The following is an 11,671-nucleotide window of genomic DNA, read 5'->3' on the forward strand; positions in this document are numbered from 1 at the left end:
ACCACGGGCCCTCGTTGCTCTCTGTTTGTAATTACATCGTTACGATTGTGGCGCTCCCGGCAATCCAGGCTGCTGCTGCATCCGCTTATTCACGCGGATACGGCCTTCCTTCTGGTACTGGTCCGTCAGGTTCGTCACAAAGACCGAGAACATATCCTCACGCCTCTGATTGAGAAGTGCATCGCGCGTCTGTTCGAAATTCTTCTGAATCTCATCCGGCGTCGGCTGTTGCTTTTCCGTCAGCTTCGCAACGACTCCGGTGCGCTGGCTATTGATCGGCTGGCTGATCTGTCCAACGTTCAGATCGAACAGAGTCGGAGCCGTAGACGACAACTGGCCCACATCGGGAACCTGAGCGTCGCGACCCACCAGGTCGCTGCTCTTCATCGTCGCGCCGACTTCCTTTGCGGCCTTCGCCAGATCGTTCTCAGCTTTCGCCTTATCCGCAAGCTCATTGGTTTTGCGCGTCAGCAGCTGCGGCAGCTGGTCATCACGAAAGTCGTCAAGAATATGCGACTTGTACTCATCGAACGTCGGGGCATGCGCTGCGTGCACATCCTGCACCTCAAAGATCGCGAAGCCATCGCCGGTAGACGCAACCGCGGGAGCAGCGCCCTGCTTGGCTGAAAATGCGCTTGTCAGCATCTGCGATCCGTCGGCCAGCGTAGGAATGATCGCATTCTGCGCGAGATAATCGGTCGTCACCACCTGCAGATGATGGGCAGCCGCCGTCTGCGCCATGCCGCTCTTCTGCGCCTCGCTTGCCAGTTGCTGAGCGAATGCCTGTTGCGCCTGCGCTTCCTTCTGGCGCGTCAACACGGCCACAATCGTCGGCTTCACCTCATCCAGCGAACGCGTATGCGCCGTCTGCTTCTCCTCCGTTTGAATGATGTGGTAGCCGAACTTCGTGCGCACCAGGTCGGAAGTCTGTCCCGGCTGCAGTGCGAAGGCCGCCTTGTCGAACTCCGGCACGGTGACGCCATGCTTGATGAAGCCAAGCTCGCCGCCCTGCTCCTTGCTGCCCGGATCATCGGAATTCTTCTTAGCAAGATCCGCGAAGTTGCCGCCATTGTGAAGCTGCTTGAGGATGTCTTCTGCCTTCTCCTTCGCCGCGGCATCCGCCTTCGCATCGGCATTCGGATCAACCTTGATCAGGATGTGCCGCACTTTTACCTGGTCTTCGACCTTGTAGTCGCTCTGGTGCTGGTTGTAGTACTGTTGCACCTCGGCATCAGTCACCTGCGGAGCGCCGCCGGGCAGATTCGCGGTCGTGAATGCGACGTACTCAATCTTCCGCGTCTCCGGAATCGCCTTCGCATACCGCGTCGTGTTCTGCTTGAAGAAGGCCTGCAATTCGGTGTCGGTGGGATTGATGGTCTTCCGCAGGTCGTCCGCGCTCACTACCGCGTAGTCAAACTTGATCTTCGTCGCCTGCTGTACGTAGGAATCGCGCACCTGCTGGTCGGAAACCGTAACACCCGCAGTTACAAATGACCGGAGCCGGTTTTCCTGCAGCTCCTTTTTCAGTTCTTTCTCAAACATCTCGCGCGAGATGCCGAAGTTCTGCGAGACGAGACTCGCATACTGCTCATCGCCGACATAGTGTCCGTTCGGAAAGAGCACCTGGCCCCAGGTTCCGGTCCTCAGAAATGCGCGCAGATCCTCATCCGTCACATTCACTCCCAGACGGCCCGCTTCCTGCAACTCAATGTGCTGCTGAATGAGGCCCTGCCCGACGCGCTGCATCATGAAGGGCAGCACAAAATCAGGCAACTGCTGACGCTGCATCATGCGCTGCGCAAGCTGCTGCACTTCCTGTGTGGTAACGTCGTCCGTCGAACCAAAGATGCGGCCGAAGAAACCGGCTCCGCGAATCGTCGCGTAAGTATCGGAACTCGAAGTCGAATCACTGAAGATGCCCGGAACGAGCGTGATGACCATGGTGATGCAGGCAACGGAAATAATGACGATGAAGATCGCCTTCACCGTGCGGCTGTCTTTCTGAAGAAAACGAATCATGAATGGGTAATGACCTTCTTGATCTGGCGCTTTGCAGACGTCTCCGCGTCGCGGTAAACGGCTCATCCTGGCTCTGGCAGGAAGCTACCTGATTATAAATGACTTTCAATGTGCGAGCCTGGCTTCCGCCATTTCTCGAACAATCCAGGAAATTTCGCGCGCTGCCCTCAGGGTACGCCGGACAAACGCTTCTTCGGCATGATGGCCCTTTGGTTCTTCATCCTTTCTTAAGATTCTTCAGGAAAGATCTTTCTGGTTGCCAGTATCATCACTCGTGCCATGGACCGCTCAGTTTTCAGAGTGGTTTCCCCTTCACACGCACATTTCGGTAGAGATGTACCGCTACACCTCAGGAGTCGCTCATATCGCCTCACAGTGCAACCCCAAGGATTTCGCCCATCGCCGTAACGATGACGGCAGCATGGATTCCATCTGCCTGCGTTGCTTTCGAACCGTCGCTACGGGAAAGACAGAGCACGATCTGGCGGGCAAAGAGAGACGTCACCGCTGCGAGGACGATCCCTTGTCTCGGCTTCCCAAATCGGAACCTCCAAAGTAACCCAATTCTGATTACAACAAGTTCCCGCCCGTGGAACCAATATGGGATAGGAATAAGGCGCTTTTCCCGCTAAAGTTCATTCATTTCTCGCCGATCCTTAGCAAGAACGAGGAGTGTTGACTTGGGAACTGTAACGGCAATAAGCAGCAAACAGCAGGCAAAAAACAGAAGCTTTTGTTCCGTTCCCCCGTTTGATGTCTCAAAACGCCTTGATTTCGACTCAAATCTGAACAAACTGGAACTGAAAAAGCCTAACGGGTCCCTTCGCCAGCTATTGCTCTTCGAGCTGTTCCTGGGGCTGGGAATCGTAGGGATGTGGGCGCTCTTTCACCTGGCAGGCTGAAGTAACGCATTATCCGCTAACCCAGTGTAATTACAGTGATTTCCGGCGGACAGTTAAAGCGGAACGGCAGCCCTGTCGTGCCGATTCCTCGGTTCACATACAGCTGCGTGCGCCCAACCTGAAAATGTCCCTCAATATATTCCTTGCCCAGCGGGGGTAGCTGCACCGGCGGCAGAAACGGAATCCGCACCTGCCCTCCATGCGTGTGCCCTGAGAGCATCAGATCGACATCATATTTTGCTACAGTCGGCAGGATATCCGGCTCATGCGCCAGCAAAATCACGCGCTCGTCGTCCCTGATCGCGGTCTTTGGAATGGCTCTATTAAAGTCCGGGCGAATATGGCTCTCCAACGCATCGGTAACCCCTGCCAGCCAGATGCGCTTGCCCTCGCGCTCCAGCGGTATTGCCGCATTTTCCAGCAACGGAATGCCGTGGCAGGTCAAAGCATCCCCAGCCGCAGCTTCACTCACGATGCAGTCATGGTTTCCCAGCACGGCATAGCGCAGCGGACATTCGATCCGTGTCAGCAACTCGCCGCACTCATAGGCCCAGCCAATCGACCGATACCGGGCAATCGGCCCGTAGCTCACAAAATCGCCAGTCAGCGCTACAAGATCGGGCTTGAGCCCATTCACCTCATGCAGCACCAGCTTAAGGAACGACGCCTCGGTAAATTCCTTGAAGTGGATATCCGAGATCTGCACAATGCGAAAGCCTTTGAAGCTCTCCGGCAGCCCCGGAATCACAATTGTGCGCTTAACGATATCGAGTTCATGCCGCGCAATCTCGCCCGCATAGAAGGCAAGGCCGACCACTGAAAGACCGGATATTCCCAGGAATTGTCGTCGGGTAAGAAGGCGTTCCTTCTCAGCGGCAATAACTTCCATCCTTTCTATGATACCGGCAATTGTTTTCAAGTCGTTTCCAACAGCACAGAACGACCGGTAAAGACCCCTCCTCTGCCAATATGCAATCAAATCAATGCAGCGTGAACCGGTCGCCGACTTAAATCATCGAATCCCTGCTTTGCACTTTCAACGTATCTCGTTGAAAATCTGCCCATGCGTGCGAACGGTATTTTTTTTGTTTTACTTCTGGTGGCTGGCCCATTATCAGCACAGACATCCTCCGTCCAGGATTCGCAACCGCCTTACAAACAGCAAAATCTGCCTACCGAAGATCGTATTCATGATCTCGTCAGCCGCATGACTCTCGAAGAAAAAGCTCGCCAACTGGACATGTACGCAGGCGTGCCGGACCTCATCGACAAAGCGACGGACAAGACCCACGCCGCTCCCGGCGCGACATTCCAGCCCGCCCCCGCTGAAAAGCTCCTCGGCAATCTTGGCGTTGGCAGCATCCACGACCTCTATCCGAGCGCTGCGTTGGCAAACTCAATTCAGAAATGGGTCATGCAGCATTCACGTCTCGGAATTCCCGCACTCTTCATCGAAGAAGGCCTGCATGGCTACAGCGACGGAACCGTCTTCCCGGCCCCCATCAATCTCGCCGCAACCTGGAACACGAACATTGCACGCCAAACCGGAGCAGCCATCGCCTCGGAAGCGCGCGCTGCTGGCGTTGACATGATTCTCGCCCCGGTTCTCGATCTTGCCCGCGAACCCCGCTGGGGGCGCATCGAGGAGGACTTCGGCGAAGACCCCTACCTCACCGGACAATTTGGTCTCGCCTATGTGCAGGGAGCGCAGGGAGACTCACTCGCCTCCGACCGCTCGGTCGTCACCGAACCAAAACACTTCGCAGGCCATGGCTCGCCTGAGAGCGGCCTGAACACTTCGCCTGTGCACATGGGAGAACGCGAGCTTCGCACGATCATGCTCAAGGGCTTCGAGCCGGCTTTTCGCGAAGGTCATGCCATGAGCGTGATGGCCGCCTATCATGAGATCGACGGTGTGCCCGTCGCCGAAGACACTCACCTCTTTGAAGACATTCTCCGCGGAGAATGGGGCTTTCGCGGCTTCGTCCTCTCCGATCTTGGCGCCATTCGCCGCATCTTGGAAGACCACCACACCGCCGCTACACCGAATCAGGCGATTGTCGATTCCATCACCGCAGGCGTGGATATGCAGTTCTACGATTTCGACCACGCCACCTTTCAGAACGCCGTCATGGCTGGCTTCAAAGATGGAACGCTTACCGGAGAAGACTTGGACGGAGCCGTCGGTTCGGTCCTCCGCGTCAAATTCAAGCTGGGTCTCTTCGACCACCCCTTCACCGATCCGACCCTCACCGAGCGCGTCAAGCGCAACCCCGAACACCTTGCGATCTCGCTCGATTCCGCGCGGCAATCGATGACGCTGCTTAAGAATGACAACCACACGCTGCCGCTACCGAAAACACTCAAGCGAATCGCTCTCATCGGTCCCAACGGCAACGTCGCCCGCTACGGTGACTACGAAGACGAAAAGAACGGGAAGCACATCAGCATCCTCGACGGTCTGCGCACGCTCCTGCCTGACACGCAAGTTGACTTCGATGAAGGAACTGACATTCCTCAAGCAGTGGCAAAAGCGCGCACTGCCGATATAGCCATCCTTGCATTGGGCGAGCATCAGGGCATCTCCGGCGAAAGCTTTGATCGCCAGACTCTCGACCTGCCCGGCAATCAGGAAGCGCTTCTCGAGGCCGTCGCAGCGACAGGCAAGCCAGTCGTGCTCGTCCTTGAAAACGGCCGCCCGCTCACCATCGCATGGGCCGCGGAACACGTGCCCGCGATCCTCGAAGCCTGGTATCCCGGAGAATTCGGCGGCCAGGCTGTCGCCGAGACACTCTTCGGCAACAATAACCCGGGCGGCAAACTTACCATCACGTTTCCCCGCAGCATCGGACAAGTTCCGGTCTTTTATAACTCCGACCCATCCAAGACCGGCAAATATGTGGACGGAAGCAGCCAGCCTCTCTTCCTTTTCGGCTATGGGCTCAGCTACACAACCTTCGCCTTTGGCAATCTGGCAGTAACCTCGCCCGCAGCCAGCAGCAATGACGATGTAATCGTAACCGTAAATGTGACAAATACCGGAGACAAGCCTGGCGACGAAGTGGCCCAGCTTTACCTGCATCACGACGTCAGCAGCGTGGAAGTTCCCAATAAAGCGTTAAAGGGTTTCGAGCGCCTGCATCTCAACCCCGGCGAACACCGCACAGTAACTTTCCACCTCAAGCAAAGCGAACTCGCTGTCTGGAACTTGAAACACCAGTGGGCGGTCGAGCCGGGCAGCTACACGATCATGGTCGGCAATTCTTCGCTGGCCGATCTCAAAGGCACCTTCACTATCACCGGAAACAAAAATTGATGTCTCACGGAACCATCGCACTCTCCATCTCGTAGTCCTTTCAAACAGAGAGGGCTTATGGCACAACTGCGGCAGGATCTGGCCTATACCTTTCGTCGCCTTTCCAAAACACCGGGCCTCGTGCTCGCTGTGGTCATTTCCATCGGACTTGGGCTAGCTGCCAACTCGACCATCTTCTCCATGGTCAGCCGCTTCGTACTCACGCCTCCGCCCGTAGGCGATCCCGGCTCACTGCTGTCCCTGAAGACCACCGACAAGAACGAGTGCTGCAGCAACTTCCCCTGGCCGCTTTACACTGACCTGCGCGACCAGGCAAAATCCTTCTCCGGCCTCGCCGCCTATGATGAACTCCTGCCCGCTTCCATCGGCGGCAATGGCGAACCTGAGCGCCTTTGGGGACAAGCCGCCACAGCCAACTACTTCGATGTAGCCCAGATGCGCATGGCCCTCGGCCGCGGCTTTCTCCCGAGCGAGGAGCGACAACAGGTCATCGTTCTCGGCTACCGCGTCTGGCAGCGCCGCTTCGCATCCGACGCTGCCATCATCGGCAAAGCCATCCCACTCTCCGGACATCCCTATACAGTCGTCGGCGTAGCCCCCCCAGGCTTCCATGGCCTCGATTCCATCCTCGATCCGCAATACTGGGTTCCACTCGGCAACATCGAAACTCTCGCCCCGGGCTCCGCCGGAAGTATCGTGAGCGTATGGCAAGGACGTGATAATCACTGGCTCGCGGTCATTGGCCGTCTCACTGCGGGCACCACACAGACGCAAGCAGCCAACGAACTGACAACGCTCTCCCAGAGTTTTGCCAAGGCCTACCCCGCAACCGACAAAGACCTCGGCTTCTACACCGACCGGGCCGGTGCCCTGCCACCGCGTGAGAAGTCCATGACCCTGCTCTTTCTCGCCGCCCTCTCCATTGTGGTTCTGCTCGTCCTCGCCATCGCCTGCGCCAATGTCGTGAACCTGCTTCTCGCCAACGCCGCCGCCCGCCAGCGTGAAATGGCCGTCCGCATCGCCCTCGGAGCCACGCGCAAACTGCTCCTGCGCCAGATGCTTCTCGAAAGCGTCATCCTAGCCCTGGGCGGCGGACTCGTCGGCACCGGGCTATCGCTGTGGGCCACATCCGCTCTCGCCGTATTCCACATACCCGCACCCGTTCCCATCGATACGAACCTCAGCATCGATTGGCGCGTCCTGCTCTACACCTTTGTTCTAAGCGTCGGCACCGGACTGTTCTTCGGCCTCATTCCCGCATTGATCGCCTCACGCCCCATCCTCACCAGCGCCCTGAAAGGCGAAGACGCGCTCGCGCGACCCGGCCGCCGCATCACCTTGCGCAACATCCTCGTCGTCGCGCAGATCGCCATGTCTATCATCCTGCTCTCTGCCACCGGACTCTTTCTGCGCAGCCTCGAACACGCTTCCACCATCGATCCCGGCTTCCGCTCGCGCAACGTCCTCATGGTCTCCGTCGATCCGCGCGTCCACGGCTACACATCTGAGCACACAGCGCAATTCCTCACCCAATCGCGCGACCGCCTCGCCGCCATCCCCGGCGTCATCTCCGCCGCCGCGACGGACAGCGTGCCGCTCTCCGGAGGCAACCGCAGTGACGGCATGGCAGCCGAGGGTAACCCGAAGCAAGAGGCCCCCATCGTCGAAATGTACATGGCTACGCCCGGATACTTTGAAACCCTCGGCATCCCCCGCATCGCGGGCCGCGACTTCGCCAATGAATCGCCCACCGGACCAAAGGTAGCTGTCATCAATAAAGCCCTCGCCGAAAAGCTCTTCCCCGGCTTGAACCCCATCGGCCAGCACGTCCGCGATGGCGACACACTTTACGAAGTCATCGGCGTTGTCGGCAATATCAAGTCGCGCTTCATCGGCGAAGACACCCGTCCCGTTCTCTTCCGCTCGCTCGCACAAAGTATCGGCAGCGACCCTTCTTTTCTCGGCTACACCCTCATCATCCATTCGGAAGGCGATACGGCAAATCTGCTCTCCGCCGTACGGCAGCAGATTCACGCGCTCGACCCGGCCATGGCCGTCTACAACGCTGAGACCATCGAAGGGCACATCAGCAGCGCACTTTTTCTACCGCGCCTCGCCGGAACCCTCTTCGGCGTCTTCGGCTTCATCGGCCTCGTGCTCGCAGCCGTCGGACTCTACGGCGTCATGAGCTACGCCGTCAGCCGCCGCACGCGCGAAATCGGCATCCGCATCGCCCTCGGTGCGCAACTCGCAGCCATCCAGCGCCTCATCCTGCGCCAGGGAATGATTCTCACTCTCATCGCGCTCGTCCTCGGCCTGCCCGCATCTCTCGCTGCGACAAAACTCTTCAACAGCTTCCTATATGGAGTCCGTCCGCACGACGCGCTCACCTTCACGTTGGTGCCGGTCTTTCTCGCAACCGTAGCCCTCGTAGCCAGCTGGATCCCAGCCCGCCGCGCTTCCAAAGTAGACCCACAAACCACCCTGCGTTACGAGTGACCTGGTGGATCTGTCATCCTGAGCGAAGAGAAGGATCTGCTTTTCTCCGCACATGGCACGAAACAAGATGCTGACCCATCCTTTGCGCAGCGAAAGTGCGAACAACAAATTGTTCACGCGGGACATTTGTGTCGAGACATGACGGAACCCACATTTTGCTGTTGAGCGGCACGTCTCTCGTGCTAGGCTCATCGCACCTCCCCGACCAGGCGCAACTCACTACCGCGCTTGTCGTCTGAGGCGAGCGAGGTCGAGGTTTTTATGGCTTCGCTTTCCCAAGGCGCTATCGCGCGCCCGCTAAATCCGGCTATCGGCCGCAACGGCCTCATCGACCGCTACTTCTATTTCGCCATGTCACTGCTGTTTGCCGCGATTGTGCTCCTCGGCTTTAGTCGCACGGTCAACAAAAACCTGTTCCATCCCGCCATTCCGCGGCCGCTCCTTTTGTCGTTCCACGCCGCAGCGTTTTCCGCATGGGTGATGTTCTTCATCTTTCAATCTGCGCTGGTGCGCAAGCACAACGTAAAGTTGCATCGTCTTCTCGGATGGTTCGGGGCCGCGCTTGGCGCCATAATGGTCCCGCTGGGAGTTACGACCTCCATTGTCATGGGTCACTTCGATGCCGTTCAGCTTCATCTATCCGATCCGACCTTTTTGAGCATTCCCTTCTACGACATGCTTGCCTTCGCCGTGTCGCTTGGGCTTGCCATCTACTGGCGTCGCAAACCCGAATCGCATCGGCGGCTTCTCTTCATCGCAACATGCTCGCTCATGGACGCGGCTTTCGGGCGCTTCGACTTTCTATTCAACAACAATCTCTTCTTCCCATGCCTCGACACGCTCATCCTGCTCGGTGTCGCTCGCGATCTCCTGGTCAACCGGCGCGCGCACCCTGTGTACCGCTACGCACTGCCGCTCGTAATCGTTGGACAGAGCCTGTCAATTTACCTGTGGCGAGGCGCTCCCTCCTGGTGGCTCAGCATTACCAATGCAATGCTCAGATGATCTGACACTGCTTGACGCGAAACCCGTTTCCGCTCGTGAGCCATTTAGAATTCGTGTCCCCAAACAAGTCCTTCAACCAGGTCCTACGCCCCTGCTAGAATCCCTCCACCATCCATGTCACGCATAATTGCTTTACTGTTGCTGTTTCTTTCTGTCTTGACTGCTTCCGCATCCAGCCCCTCATGGGTGGAAGTCCAAAGCCCTCACTTCACCCTCATCACCGACGCCGGTGAGAAGCAAGGCGTTCATGTCCTTGATCAGCTCGAACGCATGCGCTGGGTTTTCAAAACTCTCTTCCCCACCTCAAACGTTGATCCCGCAGCACCAATTTTCGTGATCGCAACAAAGAACAAAAAGGATTTTTCAACACTCGAACCGGAAGCCTACCTCGCCAAAGGCCAGATCAATCTGGCGGGCCTGTTCCTTAACACGATCGACAAGAACTACATCCTGCTCCGGCTTGACGCTGAAGGCGAACAGCATCCGTTCGCAATCATCTATCACGAGTACACGCATCTTCAGCTCAGCAAAGCCAGTGACTGGCTGCCGCTATGGCTCAACGAAGGCTTAGCTGAGTTTTTTCAGAACACCGATATTCACGACAAGGATGTTCAACTCGGCGAACCGAGCATGGACGATCTCCTCTATCTCCGCCAGAATCGAATCATCCCTCTACCCACGCTCATCAAGGTCGACGCCACCTCTCCCTACTACCACGAAGAGCAAAAGGGATCGATCTTTTACGCTGAATCCTGGGCGCTCACGCACTACATCGAAATCAGCGACCGCCAGAACAACACCCACCATTTGAGTGACTACGCTGAGCGACTCAGCCGCCATGAAGATCCGGTAACAGCTGCGCAGGAGGCCTTCGGCGATCTCAATCAACTCCAGAAGGCGCTCGAGTCGTACATCACCCAGTCCGGCTTCCACTTTTTTCACATGTCCAGCGCCTCGGCGCCCATCGATGACGCATCGTTCAAAGTCAAGCCGCTGACGCAGCCCGAAGCCGATGCCATCCGCGCCGATTTCCTCGCCTGCGAGCAGCGCACCAAAGACTCTCGCGCGCTGCTCGACAGCGTGCTCAAAGAGGACCCAAACAATGTTCTGGCGCATGAAACGATGGGCTATCTCGAATTCGCTTCCGGCAATCTCCCTGCCGCGCAGAAATGGTACGAGCAGGCGGTCAAACTCGATTCGCAGAGCTACCTCGCCCAGTACTACTACGCTGCCATCTCCCTCTCTACAGGTTCCGGCGACGATGCCCAAATCGAAAGCAGCCTCCGTGCAGCTATCAAGCTTAATCCAGAATTCGCGCCCTCCTACGACCAGCTGGCATCGTTCTACGGCATGCGTCGTGAAAAGTTAAGCCAGGCGCACATACTTAATTCGCAGGCAATCTCCCTCGATCCCGGTGAAATGCGCTATCGGCTCAACGCCGCCAACATTCTCCTTGAGGAAGTAAAGCCTGACGATGCTCTGCGCGTCTTGAAGCAGGCCCTGAGCGTAGCCAAAACTCCCGAAGACGCAGCAAAGGTCCAGCAACGGATCAACGAGATCGAGCAGGACCAGACTGCTCGCAACCAGGCCAGCCAGCAGGCAGCGGCCAGAGCAGCCAGCCAGCCCTTCGTGCCCGCCAGGGAAGTCTCCACACCGCCAAAGCATCCCACCGAAGAGCCCCACGGACCGAAACATCTGGCAAAGGGCATTATTCACAATGTCGAGTGCAACGGAGCGAGTGAGATCGAATTGAAAGTAGAAGGCTCAGGGCCAGCGGTCTCTCTCTATACCAACGACTATATGAAGGTCGATTTCACCGCTGCCAACTTCACCCGACAGGAGAAATTCATCCCTGCAAAGACCTGGAGGGGATGAAGGCCCGCGTGCAGTACTCCGACACTTCCGACAAATCTGTTGACGGACAAATTCT

At 57.4% G+C, this 11,671-nt stretch carries 7 protein-coding genes; 4 read left to right on the top strand and 3 right to left on the bottom strand.

Translation table 11 applies throughout. From position 1 onward, the window contains the following. Positions 1-39 precede the first annotated feature (39 nt). From H7849_RS10825 to H7849_RS10830, 3 genes are all read right to left on the bottom strand, one after another. A complete protein-coding gene (locus H7849_RS10825; protein WP_186746427.1) occupies positions 40-2,019 on the bottom strand; it encodes a peptidyl-prolyl cis-trans isomerase in 1,980 nt (659 codons plus the stop codon). Positions 2,020-2,389: 370 nt separating this feature from the next. After that, complete coding sequence (locus H7849_RS27085; RefSeq protein ID WP_285288947.1) at positions 2,390-2,524, bottom strand: hypothetical protein; 135 nt, start codon at positions 2,522-2,524, stop codon at positions 2,390-2,392. A 413-nt stretch (positions 2,525-2,937) separates the two neighbouring features. Continuing rightward, positions 2,938-3,810, bottom strand: coding sequence for a metallophosphoesterase (locus tag H7849_RS10830; RefSeq protein ID WP_186746429.1), 873 nt, complete (start codon positions 3,808-3,810; stop codon positions 2,938-2,940). A 174-nt stretch (positions 3,811-3,984) separates the two neighbouring features. Between H7849_RS10830 and H7849_RS10835 the strand changes: the two genes are divergently transcribed. The 4 genes from H7849_RS10835 to H7849_RS10850 all read left to right on the top strand — a co-directional run bounded on the left by H7849_RS10835 (position 3,985) and on the right by H7849_RS10850 (position 11,616). Beyond that, the gene (locus H7849_RS10835; protein ID WP_186746431.1) at positions 3,985-6,237 is read left to right on the top strand and encodes a glycoside hydrolase family 3 N-terminal domain-containing protein; all 2,253 of its coding nucleotides are present in this window, start codon (positions 3,985-3,987) and stop codon (positions 6,235-6,237) included. 57 nt (positions 6,238-6,294) lie between these two features. Continuing rightward, complete coding sequence (locus tag H7849_RS10840; protein WP_186746433.1) at positions 6,295-8,736, top strand: ABC transporter permease; 2,442 nt, start codon at positions 6,295-6,297, stop codon at positions 8,734-8,736. Positions 8,737-8,997: 261 nt separating this feature from the next. Next, positions 8,998-9,741 (top strand): hypothetical protein, encoded by a 744-nt coding sequence (locus H7849_RS10845; protein WP_186746435.1) that lies wholly within the window; start codon positions 8,998-9,000, stop codon positions 9,739-9,741. 114 nt (positions 9,742-9,855) lie between these two features. Next, positions 9,856-11,616, top strand: a complete 1,761-nt coding sequence (locus tag H7849_RS10850; protein ID WP_186746437.1) for a DUF1570 domain-containing protein — start codon at positions 9,856-9,858, stop codon at positions 11,614-11,616. Positions 11,617-11,671 lie beyond the last annotated feature (55 nt).

The organism is Alloacidobacterium dinghuense (assembly GCF_014274465.1).
GTDB lineage: Bacteria > Acidobacteriota > Terriglobia > Terriglobales > Acidobacteriaceae > Alloacidobacterium > Alloacidobacterium dinghuense.

What these genes read in the sequence shown, in the direction of transcription:
- H7849_RS10825 (WP_186746427.1), bottom strand. Translation starts at nt 2,019, where the DNA reads ATGATTCGTTTTCTTCAGAAAGACAGCCGCACGGTGAAGGCGATCTTC.
- H7849_RS10830 (WP_186746429.1), bottom strand. Translation starts at nt 3,810, where the DNA reads ATGGAAGTTATTGCCGCTGAGAAGGAACGCCTTCTTACCCGACGACAA.
- H7849_RS10835 (WP_186746431.1), top strand. Translation starts at nt 3,985, where the DNA reads ATGCGTGCGAACGGTATTTTTTTTGTTTTACTTCTGGTGGCTGGCCCA.
- H7849_RS10840 (WP_186746433.1), top strand. Translation starts at nt 6,295, where the DNA reads ATGGCACAACTGCGGCAGGATCTGGCCTATACCTTTCGTCGCCTTTCC.
- H7849_RS10845 (WP_186746435.1), top strand. Translation starts at nt 8,998, where the DNA reads ATGGCTTCGCTTTCCCAAGGCGCTATCGCGCGCCCGCTAAATCCGGCT.
- H7849_RS10850 (WP_186746437.1), top strand. Translation starts at nt 9,856, where the DNA reads ATGTCACGCATAATTGCTTTACTGTTGCTGTTTCTTTCTGTCTTGACT.